The 21,554-nt window shown below is 42.2% G+C and carries 19 protein-coding genes and 1 tRNA gene; 11 read left to right on the top strand and 9 right to left on the bottom strand.

Annotated features, from left to right (window positions below):
• The first annotated feature begins 9 nt into the window (after positions 1-9).
• From ada to ACWATR_RS15215, 3 genes are read left to right on the top strand one after another with little or no spacing between them, the layout of a single operon-like run.
• Positions 10-1,095: a bifunctional DNA-binding transcriptional regulator/O6-methylguanine-DNA methyltransferase Ada gene (gene ada / locus ACWATR_RS15205; RefSeq protein WP_460333779.1), complete on the top strand. Its 1,086-nt coding sequence runs from the start codon at positions 10-12 to the stop codon at positions 1,093-1,095.
• Positions 1,079-1,729 carry a DNA-3-methyladenine glycosylase family protein gene (locus ACWATR_RS15210; protein ID WP_460333782.1) on the top strand — a complete coding sequence of 217 codons (651 nt, stop codon included), beginning with the start codon at positions 1,079-1,081 and terminating at the stop codon, positions 1,727-1,729. The genes ada and ACWATR_RS15210 overlap by 17 nt, the downstream gene beginning before the upstream one ends.
• A 59-nt stretch (positions 1,730-1,788) precedes the next feature.
• On the top strand, positions 1,789-2,787 hold the full coding sequence (locus ACWATR_RS15215) for a DMT family transporter (protein WP_460333785.1): 999 nt from the start codon (positions 1,789-1,791) through the stop codon (positions 2,785-2,787).
• Between the two features lie 65 nt (positions 2,788-2,852).
• On the opposite strand, the gene dapF is transcribed toward ACWATR_RS15215, so the two are convergent.
• On the bottom strand, positions 2,853-3,692 hold the full coding sequence (dapF, locus tag ACWATR_RS15220) for a diaminopimelate epimerase (protein WP_460333788.1): 840 nt from the start codon (positions 3,690-3,692) through the stop codon (positions 2,853-2,855).
• 69 nt (positions 3,693-3,761) lie between these two features.
• On the opposite strand from dapF, the gene ACWATR_RS15225 reads away from it, so the two are divergent.
• Positions 3,762-3,992 carry an Hfq-related RNA-binding protein gene (locus ACWATR_RS15225; protein ID WP_460333791.1) on the top strand — a complete coding sequence of 77 codons (231 nt, stop codon included), beginning with the start codon at positions 3,762-3,764 and terminating at the stop codon, positions 3,990-3,992.
• 171 nt (positions 3,993-4,163) lie between these two features.
• Here the strand turns inward: ACWATR_RS15225 and ACWATR_RS15230 are convergent, their stop codons facing one another.
• The 3 genes from ACWATR_RS15230 to ACWATR_RS15240 all read right to left on the bottom strand — a co-directional run bounded on the left by ACWATR_RS15230 (position 4,164) and on the right by ACWATR_RS15240 (position 9,505).
• Positions 4,164-6,023, bottom strand: a complete 1,860-nt coding sequence (locus tag ACWATR_RS15230) for a diguanylate cyclase domain-containing protein (RefSeq protein ID WP_460333794.1) — start codon at positions 6,021-6,023, stop codon at positions 4,164-4,166.
• Positions 5,951-8,221 (bottom strand): cation:proton antiporter domain-containing protein, encoded by a 2,271-nt coding sequence (locus ACWATR_RS15235; RefSeq protein WP_460333797.1) that lies wholly within the window; start codon positions 8,219-8,221, stop codon positions 5,951-5,953. Before ACWATR_RS15235 ends, ACWATR_RS15230 begins: the two co-directional genes overlap by 73 nt.
• A gap of 306 nt (positions 8,222-8,527) precedes the next feature.
• Positions 8,528-9,505 carry an SDR family NAD(P)-dependent oxidoreductase gene (locus ACWATR_RS15240; RefSeq protein WP_460333800.1) on the bottom strand — a complete coding sequence of 326 codons (978 nt, stop codon included), beginning with the start codon at positions 9,503-9,505 and terminating at the stop codon, positions 8,528-8,530.
• Positions 9,506-9,738: 233 nt separating this feature from the next.
• On the opposite strand from ACWATR_RS15240, the gene ACWATR_RS15245 reads away from it, so the two are divergent.
• From ACWATR_RS15245 to ACWATR_RS15275, 7 genes are all read left to right on the top strand, one after another.
• Positions 9,739-10,359: a hypothetical protein gene (locus ACWATR_RS15245; RefSeq protein WP_460333803.1), complete on the top strand. Its 621-nt coding sequence runs from the start codon at positions 9,739-9,741 to the stop codon at positions 10,357-10,359.
• A 163-nt stretch (positions 10,360-10,522) separates the two neighbouring features.
• Positions 10,523-10,596 (top strand) — tRNA-Val (locus ACWATR_RS15250).
• Between the two features lie 52 nt (positions 10,597-10,648).
• A complete protein-coding gene (locus ACWATR_RS15255; RefSeq protein WP_460333806.1) occupies positions 10,649-10,891 on the top strand; it encodes a hypothetical protein in 243 nt (80 codons plus the stop codon).
• A 196-nt stretch (positions 10,892-11,087) separates the two neighbouring features.
• Positions 11,088-11,441, top strand: a complete 354-nt coding sequence (locus ACWATR_RS15260) for a helix-turn-helix domain-containing protein (RefSeq protein ID WP_460333809.1) — start codon at positions 11,088-11,090, stop codon at positions 11,439-11,441.
• Positions 11,442-11,601: 160 nt separating this feature from the next.
• A complete protein-coding gene (locus tag ACWATR_RS15265) occupies positions 11,602-11,898 on the top strand; it encodes a Uma2 family endonuclease (protein ID WP_460333812.1) in 297 nt (98 codons plus the stop codon).
• Positions 11,899-12,242: 344 nt separating this feature from the next.
• Positions 12,243-13,712: an efflux RND transporter periplasmic adaptor subunit gene (locus tag ACWATR_RS15270; RefSeq protein ID WP_460333815.1), complete on the top strand. Its 1,470-nt coding sequence runs from the start codon at positions 12,243-12,245 to the stop codon at positions 13,710-13,712.
• Positions 13,713-13,751: 39 nt separating this feature from the next.
• Entirely contained in the window at positions 13,752-14,969 is a 1,218-nt protein-coding gene (locus ACWATR_RS15275; protein WP_460333818.1) for an ABC transporter permease, read from the top strand.
• A 486-nt stretch (positions 14,970-15,455) separates the two neighbouring features.
• Here ACWATR_RS15275 and ACWATR_RS15280 read toward each other — a convergent pair whose 3' ends face one another.
• The 5 genes from ACWATR_RS15280 to ACWATR_RS15300 form a co-directional block, all read right to left on the bottom strand.
• On the bottom strand, positions 15,456-16,589 hold the full coding sequence (locus tag ACWATR_RS15280) for a glycosyltransferase family 4 protein (RefSeq protein ID WP_460333821.1): 1,134 nt from the start codon (positions 16,587-16,589) through the stop codon (positions 15,456-15,458).
• 91 nt (positions 16,590-16,680) lie between these two features.
• The gene (locus ACWATR_RS15285; RefSeq protein WP_460333824.1) at positions 16,681-18,123 is read right to left on the bottom strand and encodes an O-antigen ligase domain-containing protein; all 1,443 of its coding nucleotides are present in this window, start codon (positions 18,121-18,123) and stop codon (positions 16,681-16,683) included.
• A 103-nt stretch (positions 18,124-18,226) separates the two neighbouring features.
• Positions 18,227-19,156: a glycosyltransferase family 2 protein gene (locus ACWATR_RS15290; protein WP_460333826.1), complete on the bottom strand. Its 930-nt coding sequence runs from the start codon at positions 19,154-19,156 to the stop codon at positions 18,227-18,229.
• On the bottom strand, positions 19,074-20,276 hold the full coding sequence (locus ACWATR_RS15295; RefSeq protein ID WP_460333829.1) for a glycosyltransferase family 4 protein: 1,203 nt from the start codon (positions 20,274-20,276) through the stop codon (positions 19,074-19,076). The genes ACWATR_RS15290 and ACWATR_RS15295 overlap by 83 nt, the downstream gene beginning before the upstream one ends.
• 253 nt (positions 20,277-20,529) lie before the next feature.
• Positions 20,530-21,522, bottom strand: coding sequence for a glycosyltransferase family 2 protein (locus tag ACWATR_RS15300; RefSeq protein ID WP_460333831.1), 993 nt, complete (start codon positions 21,520-21,522; stop codon positions 20,530-20,532).
• Between the last annotated feature and the right edge of the window lie 32 nt (positions 21,523-21,554).

Genomic DNA, 21,554 nt, shown 5'->3' on the forward strand with positions numbered 1-21,554 from the left:
GAGACATGAATGCAATTACAACAGATACAACTTTTAGAACAAACTCTTTGGCAAGCAGTTCTCAATCGAGATCCCACTTTTGAAGGTAAGCTTTTTTATGGTGTTCGCTCTACAGGTATTTATTGCCGACCTATTTGCCCTAGTCGCAGACCAAATCGCAATCAAATTTGTTTTTTCCAGTCGGTACAAGATGCTGAAATTGCAGGTTTTCGAGCTTGTAAGCGGTGTCAGCCACAATCTGAAACACTTCCAAATACAGCCAAAGCGAAAGTTTTAGTAGTATGTCGATATATTGAAGCACAAGTTGACCACATTCCAACTCTCTCACAATTATCCTCTCAGGTGGAAATGAGTCCCAGCTATCTGCAAAGAATATTTAAGCAAATAATTGGCATATCGCCTTTTCAATATGCAGATGCGCTGCGTAGCCAGCGATTGAAACAGCGTCTCCAGTTAGGGGAAGAAATTGCTGATGCAGTTTACGATACGGGGTATGGTTCAAGTAGCCAATTGTATGAGAAAGCACCTAAACAACTGGGAATGACACCAAAGATTTACCAACAAGCTGGAAAGACAATCAGCATTGTCTATGCGATCGCTCCATGTCTACTAGGATATTTGCTGGTGGCAACAACAGAGAAGGGTATTTGCGCCGTTAAACTAGGTGATGAAGCAGACAAGCTTGAAGACATTTTGAATCAAGAATTTCACCAAGCGCACATCATGCGTGATGATCACACACACAAAGACTGGATACAAGCAATCCTCGACTTGATTGCGGGAGATAAAACACATCTCGATTTACCACTTGATGTCCGTGGGACAGCATTTCAGAAACAGGTTTGGCAAGCATTACAAAAAATTCCATACAGCGAAACGCGCACATATACCGATATTGCCCGTGATATTGCCAAACCCCAAGCAGTCCGCGCGGTGGCAAATGCTTGTGGAGCTAATCCAACAGCGTTGATTGTACCCTGTCACCGTGTGCTGCGGAGTGATGGTAGTCTTGGCGGTTATCACTGGGGAATTGAGCGCAAACAAAAACTGCTTACACAAGAATCGAAATTTCTCAAAGATGACTCCAACACCTGAACTAGCATCGTTAACTGAAGAAAGTCTAACCCGTGGTTTAATGGTGCTTGCCAAACTTGATAGCGATTTGGCTCGGATTTTAGAGACACTGGGGCCTCCACCAATCTGGTCAAGAGAACCAGGTTTTGCAACGCTTCTGTGCATAATTCTGGAACAACAAGTTTCCTTAGCAGCAGCAAAAGCTGTATTTAACCGATTATGTGGCGTGGTTGTAACTCTAACGCCAGAAAACTTTCTAATATTGGATGATGCTCAATTAAGAGGAATTGGATTCAGTCGGCAAAAGATTCTATACTGTCGTGGGTTGGCGAATGCGATCGCAAGTGGTCAGCTTGATCTAAGCAAGCTGGAAAGAATGGACGAAACTACTATCAGAACAGAGTTAAAGCGTCTCAAAGGTATCGGAGACTGGACAGTTGATATTTATTTACTCATGGCGCTGCAACGTCCTGATGTCTTTCCTAAAGGCGATTTAGCGATCGCGATCGCATTACACAAACTCAAAAACTTGGCGACACGTCCAACACCAGCACAACTCGAAGCAATGACACAGCACTGGCGACCCTGGCGAGCGGTAGCTGCAAGACTTCTATGGCACTACTACCTAAGTAATGGTAATACCAAATCTCCGTAAACTTGCACTTAATGATTGCTCCTTTGTACTTGGCAGTTTGTTTAATAAATATAAATTAAATGGTAGAAAATAAATTAAGCCTAACAGAGCAAAAACCTGATAAAGCTTCAAACATCCTGCCGATAATTACAGTAATAATTGCATTATTAGCTTTGTCTTCAACAGCAATATTTATTAAAATTGCTGTTAACGAAATGAGCGCTGTTGCTACATTATTTAATCGCTTATGGATAGCGACTATTATCTTTGGATTATGGAGTGGAATTAACCAAGCCCGGACTCACATTAAAGACGATGAACCTGTATTACCACAGCAGCGTTATCCAATCAAAGAGATAGCTTTCTTAATAGCAGTGGGTTTAGTGCATGTAATCGGTAGATTATCTTGGACTTGGTCGCTAACTCAGACTGGTGCTGCTAATGCTAACGCGTTAGGTAGTCTGAATCCGCTATTTACTACATTAGGAGGATGGCTATTTTTTAATCAAATTTTTGGACGCAAATTTATTCTCGGTCTGATATTAGCAATAGTGGGTGCGATCGCAGTTGGATTTGAAGATTTATTACGGTCTAATAATAATTTTACAGGTGATGCTGTTGCCCTGATGTCATCTATATTTTATGCAGCAAACTTTCTACTTATCGAGCAAATCCGCAATAAGTTTTCAATTATTACCATCCTCGTTTGGCGCTGCGTGATTGCAACTTCATTGATGATTCCAGTAGTCCTAATCTTTGAAAAACAAGTTTTCCCAGTTACTTTGTCGGGGTGGTTAGTAGTATTTGCTCTAGCTGCTATTTGCGAAGCCTTGGGGCATGGGCTAATTGTATACAGCCTGAAAACTTTTTCTTCAGGATTCATCTCTTTGCTGTTGTTACTCAATCCAGTGATTGTTGCTATTCTTGCTTGGATACTTTTCTCGGAAAATTTGAGTATTTTTAACTTGTTAGGATTGGCTCTAATTTTAGGGGGTATATATCTAGCAATTTCTAATAAAGAATCTATCCGATCTAGCGTTAATCCCCCCATCAAATCTGCCGCAGAAAGTGAATCTTAGAAAGTTCGTAGTAAGGACTTTAGTGCTTACTACAAACCCTCAAAAACAATTTGTAATTACGTCGGTTACAGTTTACCTGTAAATACCTTCTCAGCCGGGCCTGTCATATAAATCCGTTGGTCTAATTCTGACCATTCAATTTGTAAGGGGCCACCCGGTAATTCTATAGTCGCGGTGCGATCGCATTTTCCAGTTAACACTCCAGCCACTAAAGAAGCACAAGCACCAGTCCCACAAGCTAATGTAATCCCAGCACCCCGTTCCCACACCCGCATTTTCAAATAGTCACGGCGTACCACTTGAATAAATTCGGTATTTATGCGTTGCGGAAAAGCTGGATGATGCTCAAACTTTGGGCCGATGCTTTCTAGTTCAATTGCTGCAACATCTTCCACAAAGGTAATGCAGTGAGGATTTCCCATATTTACACAGGTGACATCCCAAGTTTTCCCCGCCACCTCCAACGGCAGAGAAATTACTTTTTCTTGGGTGGGTGCAAGATTAGTCGGAATTTCGCTAGCGAGTAACCTGGGTAAACCCATGTCTACTTTCACTTGACCATCAGATAAGAGTTGGGGAGTCATTACACCACCCAAAGTATGAATCCGATATGAATCTTTATTCCGGGATTCCCCTTCTAAATCTGCCAAAAAGCCAGCTAAACAACGAATACCATTGCCACACATTTCTGGTTCTGAACCATCGGAATTAAAAATCCGCATGGTGTAGTCAGTGCCGTTTTCTCCAGGTAGGGCAAAAATTACACCATCAGCACCGATGCCAAAGTGGCGATCGCACAACTTGATGGCTTGCTCTGGAGTCACTACAGGCTCAGATGACGAGCGATTGTCAATCAAAATAAAGTCGTTGCCTAGACCATGATACTTAGTAAATTCGATTGCCATTTCTTCAAGGATGAATTATCAAGGATTAGTTACTCTTTATTTTGCCTTGTAGGTTCATCTTTACTAAAAATGCTTACCGAATTTGACACCACTTTACCCAGTATTAGACAAGTCCAAAACCTGATTAAACAAACAACACCAGTGGAATTAAAGCTGCTGACTGGTGATGTGTTGACAGGAAAGGTTTTATGGCAAGACCCACAGTGCATCTGTATTGCTGATGAAAACAGTCAGCAAAGCACTGTTTGGAAACAAGCGATCGCTTACATCAAGCCGAAAGCAAATATACCAAGCGATTAGAAATCGCGGCTACACAAACGAAGTCCGCCTACGCGGACTGAAAGAATTTGAAACCCACGGAGGTGGGTTTTGTTTGTATAGCCGCGAATTCCATTCGCCAGGGCAGGCGTGTTTTTACAAAAGTGAGATGCTCCCTGCCTCTTTCTTAACCCCTATTCCTCGTCACTGAACTTAGAGTTTTGCAGCACAAACCCACCGATTGCGTCCTTGTTCTTTAGCCTTATACAAAGCTTTATCGGCTGCATTAATCAAGTCTTGAGATGAACCTTTATCTGTTGGTCTTTGAATCGCAACACCTAAACTAACGGTCACAAAATATTGAAAGTTATTCTTCTTATTATGGGGAATCTTTAATTCTTCAATAGACTTTTGAATCAATTTAGTTACTTTAATCGCACCTGATTCGTTTGTATTTGGCAAAATTACAATAAATTCTTCACCACCATAACGAGCTAGTAGATCGGTAGGACGCTTTAATACAGATTGTGCTGCACGAGCAACTTGTATTAAGCATTCATCCCCGGCTAGATGTCCATAAGAATCGTTATAATCCTTGAAATAATCAATATCAAATAGAACTAAAGATAAATAATTTTCAGTTATTCTTAATCGATTCCATTCCTTCTCTAAAAATTGAGCAAAACAATGACGGTTTGCGATTTGGGTTAGAGCATCTAGCTTACTAATTTTTTCTAGCTGAGAATTTGCAAGTTCTAAAGCATGGTTTGCTTCAGCAAGTTGATTAGCTTGAGAACGGAATTGTTCTAATAATTCAGAATGTTCTAACGCTACATTAAACTGAGCTGCTAACTGTTGGATGAATTGAATTTCTGACGTTTTCCACTCACGGGAACAATAGCACTGATGAACACATAGTAATCCCCATAAAGTTTTTCCTTTCATTAGAGGTGCAACAATTTGCGCCTTGATTTGAAATTGCTCTAACAGTTGAATGTGGCAATCCTCTAGCCCAGCTTGATAAACATCTGATACTACTTGTATACGCCCTTGGTGATAAGCAAGTGCATATTTTTCACCAAAACAATCATCTCTCACCTTGATGGCGATCGTAGAATCGTAGTCAGGCAATACATTCTCAGAGACAAATTCCCCAGAGGTATAGTTCGATTCTGGATAAAATCGAAAGATACTGACGCGATCGCTACGGAGAGCCTTACGAATTTCTCTTACAGTAGTCTTAAACAAGGTGTCTAGATTTAGAGATTCACGAATTTCAGCCACTAAATTAAACAGAATCTCCTGCTGCTGATTTGCTTTATACAGTTCTGCTGCTTTTTGTTCTGCTTGAGCTAAAAATTCTGCTTGTTTCACTGCAAATCCTAATTGCGTTGCAATCTGAGAGAGAAACTGAATTTCTAATTTTTTCCATTCATGTGGCTGTGAATGCTGATAAGCTGCAAGCACTCCCCAGAGTTTTTTTCCCACAAATATTGGTGCAGTTGCATAAGCTTGAATATGGAACTGTTCTAAAATTTCTAAATGACATTGAGACAAGCCTGCTGCATAGATATCTGAAGCAATTAAAGTTTCATTATTACGATACCTTCCACCTTGATGTTCTTGTAGATAAGAGTCATTCCAAACTGTATTTTTTCCTAATGTCTCTACATCATCCCATCCAGTCTCTGCAAACTCAAAGTCGCTGACAAATTCTCCACTCCAGTTTTCATAAAAACGATAAACGGCAATCCGTTCAACACGGAGTAACTTGCAAGTTTCCTTAGTAGCTGTACGAAAAATTGTTTCTAGCTCAAGAGAAGCTCGAATTTTGCTAATAACTCGGTAAAGCGCCTTTTCTTGCTCTTCCAACTGCTGAATTTGAACTTGTTTATCATGCAGTTGAGTTTCTAAATTACTAACACTAGGCTGTCCTAAAAGCTTACAGAGTAGATTAGCAGACACCTTCGTAATAATACGTAAACTTTTGTCCAACATTATCAGATATAAGGTACTGAACTGGCGATCGCAAATAACTGCTCTAATTGACTCAAACCTGTCAGTCCACCACATAACAATACTTGGTCGCTGACTCGCAAATCCATGCCGCCATCAGGATAGCGGATAAACTTGCCATCTCGCCGGATCGCCTGTACCTGTACTCCAAATTGCTTGGCGATATCTAAATCTTTAAGGGTTTTACCTAGCGTTGGTGCATTTGCATTGACTGTAACCCACTGACAAGCACTATTTTCTCCGGGAACAGCCGCTTGTCCCTTAGCGAATTCTGCCAAAGCCGCCAGTTCTTCATCTGCTCCCACTACCAGTAAGCGATCGCCTTTTTCTAATCTGGTTTGATTACTGGGATAATCGATTTCATCGCCGTTAGCGCGGCGAATTGCCATCAAACTCGCTCCTGTTAAGTAGCGCATATCTGATTCTTCTATGCTCATACCAATTAAGGGCGAATTATCTGGAAGAGGATACCAGCGCTGATTTAAATCGAGAGTTGCTTGGCGCAAATCGCGGGCGACTTCGGTTGCAGAAAGTTCTGGGCGCAAATCTAAATAATGATCGTTGCGGATTTGCTGCATTTCCCGTTGGACGACAGCTGGCGACAACAAGCCTAAGCCAGTTAATAAATAGGTTGCCATTTCTAAGCTGGCTTCAAACTCTGGTTGCACAACTTCCCTAGCTCCTAATTGATACAGCACCTCAATATTTTTATCCTGGGTAGCACGGACAACCAAATCTAATTCTGGACGCAATTCCAAAGCGCGTTTCAAGCAAAGACGAGTACTCATGGGATCTGGAAGTGCGATCGCCATTCCTTTGGCATGATTCACGCCAGCAGTTTCCAAAACGTGTAAACTGACGCAATTCCCGTAAACATAAGACACCCCAGCCTCACGCAACTGCTGAATTCTACTCTCTGATTGGTCGATTACCAAAACAGGCAATTCGTGTTGTAGCAACAATTTCACCAAATTCTTGCCGACTCGCCCATAGCCGCAAACTACCACATGGTCTTTGAAGGGCAAATCTTCCGACACATCCCGCGCCTCTTGTTCCTCTAAGTATGGTTTCAACCAAGGTATTGATTCAGCAAAGTTGAATAAAAATGGCACTAACCGCAGGACAAAGGGAGTAAGCATGAGAGTGACTGCGGTAGTTCCCAAAATTAATAAGTATATTTGTCGGGACACTAACCCCAAAGACTGCCCTTCACTAGCGAGAACAAAAGAAAATTCCCCAATTTGCGCCAATCCCAAACCGGCGATTATGGCTGTTTTCAAAGGATAGCGGAACAGTTTCACTAAGGGTGTGATAATCAAAAATTTACCAACGAAAACTAGTGTCACTAACCCCAAAATCAATTCCAGGTTGTTCCACAAAAACACTGGGTCAATTAACATCCCAATGGCAGCAAAAAATAAACTGGCAAAGATATCTCGCAGGGGTTCGACATAAGTCAGAGTTTGATCGGCGTACTCCACCTCAGAAATCATCAAACCGGCGACAAATGCCCCCATTTCAATAGACAGTCCCAAATGCTCTGTCAACAGAGCAATGCCCAAACATAAAGCTACAACCCCTAATAAAAATAGTTCTTTGCTTTCAGTCCGGGCTAACAGTCGCAACAAAGGTGGTATCAGCCAAATTCCTGCTGCTACTGCGCCAGCGGCAAATAAACCAATCGAAGCTAGCGCTGTCAGCACGGTGATGCCAATGGTTTCTGCTGGTTGGTTGAGGGCTGGTAAGACTGCTAACATTAGTCCCAGCGCCAAGTCCTGGACTACTAAAATCCCTAGCATCACCTGGCCATGAGGCGTTTCTGTCTCGTTGCGCTCCATCAAGCACTTGAGGACAACGGCTGTAGAAGACAAGGAAAGAATACACCCCAAAAACATCCCCTTAGCAGGTAAGGCTCCCCAGGCTCCTGTTACCCCACAGACTAAAACCGTGACCAAAATCGTCAGAGCAATCTGGAGTCCACCTCCACCAAGAGCGATCGCTTTTACCTTCTTGAGTTCCGCAAAGGAAAATTCCACACCCAAGGCAAATAACAAAAAGGCAACCCCGAACTGTGCCAGAGTCTCTACTTGAATAAGTTCTTTAATCAATCCCAGTCCGGCTGGGCCAATGATCATCCCACCAATGAGATACCCCAGCAGCACGGGTTGTCGCAAAAGTGCTGCTAGTAATCCGCCACAGGCTGCAACGCCTAGAACTAAAACTAAATCAACAATTAACCTAAAATCTTCTTGCACCAGTTTTAAAAGAACTATTAAGACCTATTAATTTAGGATACAAAGTTTTATGATTCCAAACAGCTTGTTTGGTGAAAGAGCGACAAAATTTTTTTACTTTAAAGGGAGCAAGGAGCAGTTAAGTAGGAAAGAGATATCAAGCTTTTTGAATGTATGTTGATTCACGAGGATCAAAGGTGGATTAATCCAGTGCAAAGACTCATTCACGAGAATCAAAGGTGGATTAATCCAGTTCAAAGACTCATTGTTGCATTATAAAATGTATGCCCCAATGCCCAATGACCAATGCCCCATGCCCAATACCAATTAAATTTTAGGCGAACCGAGAGCATTTAATAATAGCAGTGACCACGGCACTTTAATATCAGGTATGAGCCATGAGTATGGTCTTAGTACAGGCAATGCAGCTGGCAGCACAAAACGTAGAGAACGTAGCGATGCAGGCTGATCGCCATTTTCATCGACAATTCCATATTTCTTAGCTAGTTCAGCAACAATCTGCACACGTCCTGTACGGCTCATAACATTTGCCTCACAAGCAAGTGCAGCAATCACCCGTCCAGTTAATAAAGGAGTTTCCCAGTTATAGCGATCGCTAATTAATGAGTTTTTTGGGTCAGTAGCATTGGTTTGATTCATTTCCGAAGCAAAACGGGAAAAAAGCTCAGTACCAACAATACCTGGCCAAATTGAAACAGAAGCAACGTTATAAGGCTTTAACTCAACAGCCATATCAGCAGCTAGGCGATCGCAAGCGGCTTTACCTACACCATAAGCTGTATTAAAAATATAAGACATACTACCCCATGAGGAAATGGTGCAAATTAGTCCAGAATTACGCTTAGTCATCATTCGGGCTGCAAAAACACTCGCAACATAATGGCTACGAAGACCAACGTTGTTACTAGCATCCCAAAGACTTGGTTCACAATCCCAAAAAGGCTGCCCATAAGCGTCTCTTAATGCCTGAACTCCTGAGTAAGCATTATTTACCAGTATGTCGAGTTGTCCATCCTGCTCATCTTGAATGCGATCGAAAAGCAAACGTACCTGTTCATCGTCGCTATGGTCTACTTGAACGGGAATGCATACACCACCGACTTCCTCAATAGCTGATTGAGTGTCACCAAGACTTCCTGAAACCGCATCACTGGAAGAGTTGTTGAGGCTGCGACCTGTAATGTATACAGTTGCACCTGCTTCACCAAGGCCAATCGCAATTCCCCTACCAATTCCCCTCGTAGCCCCTGTGACCAACGCCACTTTACCTTCAAGGTGTTTCATGATTACTCATTTGTCCCTAATTTTTTAAAAGCTAGTACAACACGGCGGAAATAAACCAATCATTCCAAATCAACGAAACCTTTATGCTATATTCATTTTTAATTTTTAATTCGCCTTGCGGCACTAGTGCGTAAGTCCTGTTTATAAAATACCTACAGATAGAAGGAAACAAAACAGATGAACGCTACAATCTATCAGGAAAGTAAAGAAATAGTTAAATCTAAAGTGCCTTCATGACGGCTAATTTGATATCTATAACGACATTTGACTTTGTGACTATGCTATCCGAGGCTGCGGTTGCCTATCGAGGAGAGAGAGGTACACACCCTAGTGCTGAAATATTAGTAACTGCGTTGCTACAAGCAGAAAAAGCTGCCAAGCAGCAACGGTTGACTTATCCGTTTGAGTCTCTTGTCGGTAAATGGCAACTTTGCTTTGTTACTGGTACTAAGAAAGCGAGAAAGCGTGGGGGAATTTTATTAGGCAAGGGTTTGTATGTACCCAAGTTTATTGCAATCCATGTTTCCTTTAATCCCACTTTGCAACAGGATTCAAATAGAGGCGAAATTAATAATCAGGTTGAATTTGGCCCAGCTTTATTGAGGCTCACGGGGCCAGTGCAATATTTAGGTAAGAAAAATTTATTGGCGTTTGACTTTAACCAAATGCTTATCAGTATGTTTGGTCGTGTTGTTTACAACAGACCAATCCGTGCTGGTCAAATTCAAACAGAAGATTTCTACAACCAGCCCATAGCTAAATTACCCTTCTTTGCCTTCTTTTTAGTGACGGAAGATTTCATCGCGGCTCGTGGTCGTGGAGGAGGATTAGCATTTTGGATTCGAGAAGTTTAAAGACTTTTTCAGAAAATCAGGCAGTTTTACTGGAAGCAAGAGAGAAGAGGATTTGACTTTTTTCTTTCATTCGTAGCGGGTGGTGCATGGAGTTCGCCTAATTTGGTCTTTTGTCTTGCCTTGTCAAAGAAGTATATGCTACTATTAATAATTGTGTGGTTAAGGACGTATAGCTCAGTTGGTTAGAGCGCTACGTTGACATCGTAGAGGTCACTGGTTCGAATCCAGTTACGTCCATTTTAGATAATGTCCTTACCAGTACTGGCTACTGTGACTGTTACCCATAACTTTGCCGCAACGGCAAGGTTATGGTTCCGATAGGGGGCGGCAAAGTTATGCTTCCAATTTTCTAGGTGTAGAGAAAGAAGCCAACTTACTCTGCCCTTTTAAGTTTAATAGCTTTACACTCCAATTTCACGTCGTGTTTCATTTAAAGCAGCACGAACCTGTTTGTAACGGAGATATCCAGGATGAGTCATTATTTCAGACACACGAGCTTCTGACGGGTATTCTCCTTGATTATGCAACTTAAGTACAATCTGCTTAACTTCTCTGCAAGACTGCTGTATCTTTTGTGTGTGACATACTTTACCATAACTACGGTATTTGGCAGAAATGGCACGGCATAAATCTGGAAAGTGGCTGAAAATTGTCCGCCTATAGCAATCCTAAATGAGATACAAACTTATGGTACGTTTGTGCTAAAGCCTTGATGACAGATTATACCGATGAAGAACTTTTTACTAGAACAACAACAAAAATCAGACAGAATAGGAATTTTAACAAAGTTCATTCACAGTCAACCAGAAGCAAGAGAACTTAAACGGGCAATAGCAGTAAAAATGGTGTTACAGGGTGAACCATACTCTCAGATTACTAAACTTGTGGGAATGAATAAGTCTTGTATTACAAATTGGAAACAAAGATTTGAAGCTGAAGGAATAGACGGTATCAAGTTAGGTTATAAAGGTGCGAAGAGTTATTTAACAACAGAACAACATACAGAAATTATCAGATGGTTGAGAGAAAAAGAGTATTGCAATTTCGATTTGCCCCTAATACCCCTGAACAAAATCCTGTAGAAGATGTTTGGTTACAGACCAAAAACTTTTTGAGAAAGTATTGGCATTTGTGCAAATCTTTTTCTCTTGTCAACTGGCTGTTTAAGTTCTTCACCAATCACCAAGAATTTGATTTTCCCAAGCTGCATCAGTATGAACCCTGTTCGGATTTCAAATCGGATTGCTATATCCACCACCAGATTTAGTTATTGAAGTTGCGAATACTTCACTTGCTGATGATCAAGGTGAAAAACGGCTTTTGTACGAAGATTTAGGAGTGAAAGAATACTGGATTTTAAATGTCCAGAATGTCCAAGTTATGGCTTTTGCCATTGAGAACCAAGGTAGTAGGCGAATTACAGAATCTCAGGTATTACCAGGATTAGCAATTTCTTTATTAAACGATGCATTACGACAGACTCGCCAAATAAATCAAAGTCAAGTTGGTGCTTGGTTATTAACCCAATTTCAGCAATAAGTACAAACTGCCTTGGGAATGGGGAAAAAGATACAGAGCAACTAATGCCGGATTGCACCATAGCAATCCTATTAGATTTGTGAGAATTGCAAGCCGTAGAATCTCACGAATGGTTCAGGATTGCACTAATACATTGTGGCTAAAGTCACCCATTCAGGTGAAGACATACAGAAATACTAATGCCTAGTATGAAGGAAGATTAAGCAACTATGAAGCACATTATGCGTCTAGTTGTTAATTGACTCATAAAAATTTAATCCTAAAGCTTTAACAACTCCGTATTTTCAAATTTTCATCTAACTAAAAGCTACTCTTATATAGCAAGATTTACAGGCTTCTCTAATATGGCTATGTACATAGAAATTCCAGTTATTGGCAAAGTTAAGTATCCATTACGCTGGCTGATGGGGCTGATGGCAGGGGGTGCTTTGGTTGTGGGTACAGTTACAACCTACACCTTGATAAATCAAGGGGCAAACAAAGAAGATATTGCTCAATTAACTGTGCCAGTGGCAGCACAAAATGTGACATTGCGGATTACAGCTAGTGGCAAAGTCGTGCCAGTTCAAAGCGTAAATATTAGTCCGAAGAACCCCGGTGTGCTGTCGCAATTATACGTGGAACAAGGCGATCGCATTCAACAAGGGCAAATTCTTGCCCGGATGGATAGTGCCAGCATTGAGGCTCAAAGGAGCCAGTACCGTGCCAACTTAGCCCAAAGTCAAGCACAGTTAGCCCAAGCTGTTGCTGGTAGTCGTCCTCAAGAAATCGCTCAAGCTAGGGCGCGATTAGCACAAGCTCAAGCCCAACTAGCTGCGGCTAAGGCTGGTAATCGTCCTCAAGAGATTGCTCAATCTAAATCACAAGTGGATGCGGCTCAAGCAAGGGTGAATTACACCGGTGAACAGGTAAAGCGTTATCAATACTTATATAAAGAGGGAGCAGAGAGAAAACAATTACTCGATCAAGCCATCAGCGACGACAAAAGTGCTAGAGCTAGTTTAGAAGAAGCTAAAAAACGATTGTCGTTAGTCCAAAGTGGCACTCGGACTGAGGAAATCGACCAACGTCAAGCCGCTGTAAATGAAGCGCGAGCAGCATTGGTACTGTTAGAAGATGGCACCCGTTCTGAAGAAATTGTCCAGCGTCAAGCCGCAGTTGCATCCGCTGAGGCTCAATTGAAGGGTGTGCAAGTGCAGTTAGATGAGACTATTATTCGCGCTCCTCTTTCGGGAATTGTTACCCAAAAGTATGCCGATCCAGGCGCGTTTGTCACACCCACAACTTCTGCTTCTGCTAGTGCGTCGGCAACTTCCAGTTCAATTGTGGCCGTAGCAAGGGGTTTAGAAGTATTAGCCCAAGTTCCCGAAGCCGATATTGGCAGAATTAAGCAGGGACAGCAAGTGGAAATTGTCGCCGACGCCTATCCCGATCAAGTTTTTAAAGGTAAAGTGCGCCTGATTGCTCCAGAAGCAGTGGTGGAACAAGGTGTAACATCCTTCCAGGTGCGGGTTGCTCTTGATACTGGTATAGATAAACTGCGTTCTGGCTTAAATGTGGATCTGACTTTCTTGGGCGATCGCGTTAATAATGCCTTAGTGTTACCAACGGTGTCAATCGTCACCGAAAAGGGTCAAACTGGGGTACTCATACCAGATGCAAACAATAAACCCCAGTTCCGCGAAGTTACAATTGGGGCGCAAATCCAAAATCAAACTCAGATTTTAGGGGGAATTAAAGAAGGCGATCGCGTTTTTGTAAACCCACCTAAAGACTACAAAATTGAAAAAGCGAAAGAACAGAATAATTCGTAATTCGTAATTCGTAATTCGTAATTCGTAATTGTTTAAGACATGAATTTTTTAGAAAGTGTCCAAATGGCGGGGAAAACTCTGCTATCGAATAAGCTGCGTAGTGCCCTCACGATGCTGGGTATAGTTATTGGCAACGCCTCAGTGATTGCCATGATTGGGATTGGCGAAGGTGGGCAAAAGTTCGTTAATAAACAGCTGGAGTCACTAGGACCAAATGTACTGTTTGTACTGCCAGGTAATCGAGAAACTCAGCGGATATCCTTTGAAGTGCCAAAAACTCTGGTATTGCAAGATGCGGAAGCGATCGCTTCTCAAGTACCAACAGTAGTAGGAGTTGCGCCAGAGTTAAACAGAAGACAGGTAGTTACATACCGCAATAGAAACACCGATGTCAACATCATTGGTACAACTCCCAGCTTTCTATCAGTGCGGGATTTTGAAACTGCCAAAGGTAGGTTTTTCTCTGAGGTAGACATCAAGCGAAGTAACCAAGTTATAGTGCTGGGTGGAGACTTAGCAGAAAAACTATTTGGTAGTAGTAACCCGATAGGACAGCAATTGCGAGTTGGAAATACCAGTTTTCAAGTGATTGGGACGTTAATAGCCAAAGGTTCCAGCGTGGGAGCAGATTATGATGATGCTGCTTTAATACCGATTACGACTTCAGCAAACCGACTTGTGGGAAAGAATTCTCCTTATGGTATTGCTTTAGATTATCTTGTTGCTGCCGCTCGTGATTCCGATAGCGTGGATGCAGCAGAATTTCAAATTACTAATTTGCTGCGTCTACGGCACAAAATTAATGGCGAAGATGACTTTACTATTCGCACCCAGAAAGATGCTTTGCAAACTGTCGGTCAAATTACAGGTGCATTGACAATTATGCTAGCTGCGATCGCAGGCATATCCCTATTTGTCGGCGGCATCGGCATCATGAATATTATGCTAGTTTCCGTCACCGAACGCACCCAAGAAATCGGATTGCGAAAAGCGATCGGGGCAACTGAGCAAGATATTTTGCTACAGTTCATCATTGAGGCAGTGATAGTTTCCGCAGCTGGCGGTTTAGTTGGGACTGCGGTTGGTATTAGTGGCATCCTATTAGTGGGAGCCTTGACACCTTTAGAAGCGAGTCTTTCTCCTGTAGCGATTACTATGGCAGTTGGTGTCTCTGGAGGTATTGGTTTATTTTTTGGCGTTGTTCCTGCACGTCGCGCAGCTAAACTCGACCCCATTGTGGCTTTGAGAAGTGCTTAGTTGAGTAATGAGTTATGAGTTATGAGTAATGAGTGTTGAGTAAAAATAAATTTAGGACTTACGCATTGACAGAAAATACCAAATATAAATGCTTTGAAAAAGCAGGTCTGTCGTAGGGGTTTAGCACATTGCTCATTGGTGTCAACTTAAGCTTAAACGCTTATTCTACATGCATTTTACCCCCCTTAATCCCCCCTTGGAAAGGGGGGAAAAAGAAATCCAGTTCCCTCCCCTTTGCAAGGGGAGGGTTAGGGTGGGGTAACGCGGATCGTGATGGTCAGCAAGTGAACTTAGTATCACTTCTTGACAAGGGTTTCACGTTAAGTTGACACCAGTGAGCAATGCTAAACCCCTACAGATGACCATCGAAGAACGATTAATAAAAGGCTGAAACGACCCATTTTCGTATACTAATACCATGATTAAGTTGTACAGTGCGTAAGTCCTAAAATTAATAATCGCACTCAGCACTGTTTACAACAAGTATTAAAACTTTTGCGATAGAGTACTAGGCATCGCAGAACGAATTGCATTAATAAAATTTTGGGCATAGTTCTGCGTTGAAAAATCGAGGGCGCGTTGTCTGGCGGCTACTCCCGCACTCCGGGCAAATTCTTGTTCGTCAAGATAGCGGAGAATAGCGATCGCTAATTTATCCGCATCGCCGTAAGGTGTTAATAGTCCATTCATCCCATCGGTAATAATCTCTGTCGGGCCACCTGCATCTCCAGCAATCACAGGTTTACCCAGCGCCATCGCCTCAATAATCACAATCCCAAACGGCTCTTTATCCGATGCATGAACAAATACATCCATTGCCTGTACCCACTCCGGGATATTACGCTGTAGCCCAGCCATAACTACTTGCTCTTTCAAGCCCAAGGTTGCAATTTCGGCTTTTAAGAAGTCCTCATAATCAGGCTCCAAATCATGCTTACCGCCAACCACAACACAATGGGCATCGGGATACTTTTGTAAAATTTTGGGCATTGCTTGCACCAATACGTGCATTCCCTTCCATCGTTGCAATCGCCCAACAATTCCAATCAACGGCCCGTGTAAAGGTAAGCCCAGTTTCCGGCGTGCTTCTTCTGGAGTTGGTAAAGCATTAGGCTCAAATCGGTCTAATGCGACACCAGGATAAACCAAAGGTGTTGGTCTGTGGGGCCAAATTTCTGCCTGTGCTTGTTTACCGTCTTGAGAAAGAGTGATAATTGCCCGCGCTGGGATTAAAGTAGCGAATCGTACCAACCAAGTCTTATCACTAGGTACTTCTAGTTGATACCATATAGCAGGCAAGCCCGCCAGCATCGCCGCCAAACCTCCAGATATATGCGTGATCCACATCCAATTGACAATTATATCTGCACGTTCGCGGCGTGCGATCGCAGCTATCCGCAAAACAGCACCAATAAAACGGTGGATTTGGCGCAAACGCCCACTTTCCACAACTCGCGTATCAATACCAAGAGACCTTACTTGTTCGACCATCGGGCCGTCTTCTAAAAATATCACCAGCCACTCAACACCGGCATTACGTCCCTGCTTCACCAAATCCCAAAGCATCATTTCACCGCCACCTCGTTGTTCAGCCAACGGCATTACAATAATTACTTTCATAATCTATATCATTCCTATTTAAGTTATAAGTTTCGTCTTTTAACAAAATCCAATGACAAATGACAAATGACCAATGACAAATGACTAATGACTAATGACCACTTAACGAATTATTTTGATGTTGATAATATTTATGTCCCGCCATAGCCATAGCTAAAAATCCCCAAAGAATCATCCCTGCGACGCTTAACATCCCACTACCAATAACTAGCTGAGTAGCAGAACTAATACCAATGGCGCGGGCAGCACTGATAAAACTATCAAAACGACCTTCACCATATTTGCTGACACTAATAATTAAAAAAATTAATCCACCCATATAAAAGATGGCTCCAAACCAACCAAGAGTGAAAAACATATCTAAAATGCCACTATCAATCACTACTACTTCAATCTGACCAGTTTTTTCATTGACTTTCCAAATATTTCCTAACCCATTACCTAAACCATTAGAAAGGGCTAAACCAAGGTTTTTGTCATAACTTCCCGATCTATCTTTAAAGCTGTTATCTTCTTCAAGATTGGAAAATGTTTCCAAACGCGCTGCAACAACGCCAGCAATTGGCTCGATGGTTGTCAATGGCACAACACAAATTGCCATCACCACAATTATGGTGATTAGGCGCATTTGAATCCGGGTTTTGACTGAACCCATAATCAAAATTATTCCTAATAACCAGCCCCCCCAATTAGTGCGTGCTTGTGTCAGCAGAAAAGACAAGTAACCAACAGCTGAAGCAGGGAAAATTAAGTTTCCTGAACTGGTAAATAACAATAGCAATCCAGCTTGCATGACGGAACCAAAGGGGCCGACTGAGTGCAATGTACTCCAGACGCGCATCCCGAAAGGCACAGGGTTTCCAGAACTCATGAATAGTTTTGATTCTATGAGCCAATACCTGTCCCACTCTGGAGCTACCACGAATTGATATACACCATAAGCTCCTAAAATCAACACACACCAGAGGAATGTTCGCTGAATATTCTGGCGATAGCTGGGATAATCTCGCCAATTAGTAAATAAGTGAAAAGCGAAGATGATCGGACTGAGCCAATCTAATAAACCGCGGGCTACAGGGATAGGTGGATTATAAATCAGACCTACCAGAAAACCATAGAATACTCCAATAAAAGCCAAAACAAAGGGTAATCCCCCTTGGCGAGAGGCGCGGGGAAAGTGTCGTAAAAAAGTTGCTATGGTGACAAACACCACTAAATAGGGTGCTATGAGCATTTGACGGCTAGCATCCCAGCCTACTCGATAGTCAACTAAGCGGGTAGCTAAGGGCGTAAGAAACCAGATCCACCAGGTAAAGCTGATGTAGAGAATGGGATGCCGCAAGTATAAAAACACGGCTACTACTAAAGCTGTCACCGGATAAATTAGGCGCAATGCAGCAGTAGCACCAGCAAAATAGCAAACTACAGTCAGTAATAGAAAACCTGCGATCGCCATCCAACCCTGTAGCGATCGCTCTTGGGGAGAATAGTTTTCTTGTGAAAAACTATTGAAAAGTATTTGTCTAGAATTCATTCAATTTCAGATTTTGGATTTACCAAAGGTTTGTAGTAAGCACTAAAGTGCTTAAAAAATAAGGACTAAAGTCCTTACTACAAACTTATTTTTTAATTACGAATTACGAATTACGAATTACGAATTCTTTATATCCTTGCCAACGTCCCCGCCAAGATGCTAGTAATTTTTTCCCCGCCAACTGCCCTTGACTAGGTAAAAATCTCAACCATTGTACGAAGCCCAAGCTATCGCATGTACCCACGAATACTGCCCAGAATAAAAATACAATTCGGCGGATAAATGGCAAATGCTCTAATAAAACTAAGGTTTCATTATGGACTAAATTAATAAAGGCAATTTCATTAAAGTTATTCCGCTGATCTTCATCAAAACGTTGTGCTGGATAGTGATCTACAGCAACGTTAGGATCATAAATTATCTTCCAACCAGACCGCTTTAATGCGAGAGTAAATGCCATTTCAAAGTGTACTTGCGCTCCAGTACCACGCATCCGCTCGTCAAAGCGTAATTGTCCGATTGCCTCTTTACGAAAACTCATGTTTACGCCCTTGAGAATATCGACTTCGCGCGGTTCTCCCACTCCCAGATGATGGTTGCCAATTACTCGCCCAAACCACTGCAACTGTCCGACCACTGGACGGGATGCATCTTCTAATTTGCTGCCGTGGTGTATCCAATCACGCCCTCCCAGACCGCCGAGGCGACTATCTGAGGTAAAGTAAGCGGCGATGCGCTCTAACCAATCTGGGTGAGGTGCGGCATCATCATCAGTAATGGAAACAATATCGCCTTCCACTGCTGCCAATCCGGCGTTGAGGGCTGCTACTACCCCCGGTTGTGTCACTTTCACAGTATGCAGTGGCAAGTTGGGCGCGTTTAATTCCGCCAGGAATTGCCAAGTTTCTGCATCCGTATCGCGGACAACCACTATCACCTGATCAACTGGTTTAATTTGCTCCTGTAGCGCCAAAAGGCAGCGTGATAGGTCTTGTGGACGGCGATAAGTCGGTATCAGAACAGTGTTCCGCATTCTTGCTTAACTCCTCGAATAGATCCACATAAGTTTGTGCCATAGTAATCCAGCTATGTTGTTCTGCCACAGAACGAGCTGCTTGACCCATTTGTTGCATCAATGGGACATCGCTTACCAAGGACATCAGTGCCACAGCTAAAGCATCAATATCATCTGAGTCGGGTAAGACGATGCCACATTCTGGTGTCACTAACTCTGCACCTCCGGTAGCTGTGGCAGTAATTACTGGTAGTCCTGAAGAAAGTGCTTCTAACAATACGAGGCTACAAGCTTCATATCGGGAAGGAAAAATAAATAAATCTACTGACCGCATAATTTCGGGGATATCACGACGATATCCGACAAAATGCACGCGATCGCTTAACCCCAAAGAAGCCGCTAGTTGAGGGAAGGGACTACCTTCGATGTAACCCACTACCGCCAGATGTAAATCGGGAACTTTCACCAAAGCGTGCAGTATGGTATCTAGGTTCTTTCTCGGTGTGCGGATATCTCCAGCGAACAATGCTAGGGTGACGTTTTCCGGTAAACCTAATTTTTGGCGATTGCTTTGTCCGGGGGTAAACTCTTCTAGGTCTACGCCATTGACAATTACGCGAATCCGAGAACGGGGTACACCAATATTGACTAATTCGTGACCGATTTTTTCCGATACAGCTACAACAACCTGCGCTTTTTGGAAAGCCTGTTTTTCCCAATGGGCATTAAAAGCCGTAAACAACCATTGGTAGAAACCATATAAGTCTCGGCGGTTGCGGGAAATATGAACAGGCGATCGCAACCATGAACTGTGGACAAAATGTACAGCATTCACATCAGCCGCAGCCAGATTAATTGCTCCATTGACCTTAACTAAATCAATTTCAGAGCGATGTTGACGTAACCAATCTGCACTTTTTTGAGCAAATACGAAATTACGCACAAATTCTGTGGGATAGCCTTTGACTGGAATTTTAATCCAATTAACTTGGCTATTGTCTTCTAGTTCTGGAGCGACTTCACTAGCTAATAATGTCAGGTGATGACCACGACGAATTGCTTCATTAGCAACTTCATAGTTTACTCGCCCCTGACCATCACCTTTTTTGATTTTATGAGTAACAATACAAAGTTTCATACTCTATTTTCCTTAGTAATATCAACTCACACAAAAACGCAAAATAAGATTTTTATTCTCTCTGTCTCTGCTGATTAATCAAGGTTTTACCCCACCCTAACCCTCCCCTTATAAAGGGGAGGGAACTAGATAGATTTCTTTTTCCCTCCTTTATAAGGGGGGTAATTAGCCCTTTTTAACGGGGTTAGAGAGGATCAAAAGTGCCTAAAGTTACAGACACTTTGCAAATCTCCTCTTAGATATGATTGCTCTATTATTTCGGTATTTTCATTAACTTACTTGCCACAACTCGCGGTGTAAAACTAAGAGTAAGTGCCGCTATAGTTCGTGCATTAAATTTTTGTTGATGCAGCGCTTGCCAAAAATAAGGACGTGCTGCGGCTATTTGTTCACTTCGTAGCAAACCAATTCCCAAAGTAGTGTTAGCTTCTAACCATTTACGTTGAAAGTACGTTTTAAAGTGCTGTAAGCGGGGGTCTTCCATAAAGACTTGATAACAAAACATTTCGCTTTTAGCTTTGCGAATTTTTGCCTGTACATCTCGACTACCACTGAGCATAGTATCAGTTTGCTCATGGGCGCGATATTGCGTCAATCTTTCGGGATAGTAATAAGCGCTACCACCAGATATACAGCAGAGATAAGTTAAATATAAATCCCACATTCCGCCAACTTCTGAGGGAATACTATCCCAATCAATAAAATTATTGCGAATTACACAAGATGCAGCAGTGGGTATGCTTTTATCTATCAATCCAATTTGATAAAAAGATTGATGAATTCCTTTTGCTAGTTTGTCCCGTTTGTAACCGCGTGTATTTTCTTCGGTTCCAATTTTATTAATTTTCCCAGATGCATCTATAATATATTGGTCACAAAAAGCGATAACTAACTCAGAATTTTCTTCCAGTATTGGTACTAGCTTTGTTAAAAAATCTTCATTCCAGATATCATCATCATGGAGACTAGCAACATATTTACCTCGCGCCATCTTAAAACCATGCTGCTGATTAGCAAGCATACCCACATTTTCTTGATGTCGCCAAAATCTGATGCGTGAATCGCCAAAAGATTCGACAAGTGCTTGAGGATTTTCTGGGCTACAATTATCAGAAATAATAATTTCGATATTTTGATAAGTTTGGTTTACAGCACTAGCGATCGCTAGCTTAAGATACTCTGAACGATTATAGGTGGGAATAATCACGCTAACTAAAGGTGGTTCGCATTCTTGCTGCAATGACATATTGTTCTCCCTTGATTTTTTCTAAGTAGAAG

It is taken from the genome of Nostoc sp. UIC 10890, assembly GCF_054786515.1.

What these genes read in the sequence shown, in the direction of transcription:
- ada (WP_460333779.1), top strand. Translation starts at nt 10, where the DNA reads ATGCAATTACAACAGATACAACTTTTAGAACAAACTCTTTGGCAAGCA.
- ACWATR_RS15285 (WP_460333824.1), bottom strand. Translation starts at nt 18,123, where the DNA reads ATGAATTCTAGACAAATACTTTTCAATAGTTTTTCACAAGAAAACTAT.
- ACWATR_RS15225 (WP_460333791.1), top strand. Translation starts at nt 3,762, where the DNA reads ATGCTTACCGAATTTGACACCACTTTACCCAGTATTAGACAAGTCCAA.
- ACWATR_RS15280 (WP_460333821.1), bottom strand. Translation starts at nt 16,589, where the DNA reads ATGAAAGTAATTATTGTAATGCCGTTGGCTGAACAACGAGGTGGCGGT.
- ACWATR_RS15295 (WP_460333829.1), bottom strand. Translation starts at nt 20,276, where the DNA reads ATGAAACTTTGTATTGTTACTCATAAAATCAAAAAAGGTGATGGTCAG.
- ACWATR_RS15300 (WP_460333831.1), bottom strand. Translation starts at nt 21,522, where the DNA reads ATGTCATTGCAGCAAGAATGCGAACCACCTTTAGTTAGCGTGATTATT.
- ACWATR_RS15215 (WP_460333785.1), top strand. Translation starts at nt 1,789, where the DNA reads ATGGTAGAAAATAAATTAAGCCTAACAGAGCAAAAACCTGATAAAGCT.
- ACWATR_RS15230 (WP_460333794.1), bottom strand. Translation starts at nt 6,023, where the DNA reads ATGTGGTGGACTGACAGGTTTGAGTCAATTAGAGCAGTTATTTGCGAT.
- ACWATR_RS15275 (WP_460333818.1), top strand. Translation starts at nt 13,752, where the DNA reads ATGAATTTTTTAGAAAGTGTCCAAATGGCGGGGAAAACTCTGCTATCG.
- ACWATR_RS15245 (WP_460333803.1), top strand. Translation starts at nt 9,739, where the DNA reads ATGACGGCTAATTTGATATCTATAACGACATTTGACTTTGTGACTATG.
- ACWATR_RS15270 (WP_460333815.1), top strand. Translation starts at nt 12,243, where the DNA reads ATGGCTATGTACATAGAAATTCCAGTTATTGGCAAAGTTAAGTATCCA.
- ACWATR_RS15210 (WP_460333782.1), top strand. Translation starts at nt 1,079, where the DNA reads ATGACTCCAACACCTGAACTAGCATCGTTAACTGAAGAAAGTCTAACC.
- dapF (WP_460333788.1), bottom strand. Translation starts at nt 3,692, where the DNA reads ATGGCAATCGAATTTACTAAGTATCATGGTCTAGGCAACGACTTTATT.
- ACWATR_RS15290 (WP_460333826.1), bottom strand. Translation starts at nt 19,156, where the DNA reads ATGCGGAACACTGTTCTGATACCGACTTATCGCCGTCCACAAGACCTA.
- ACWATR_RS15260 (WP_460333809.1), top strand. Translation starts at nt 11,088, where the DNA reads ATGAAGAACTTTTTACTAGAACAACAACAAAAATCAGACAGAATAGGA.
- ACWATR_RS15240 (WP_460333800.1), bottom strand. Translation starts at nt 9,505, where the DNA reads ATGAAACACCTTGAAGGTAAAGTGGCGTTGGTCACAGGGGCTACGAGG.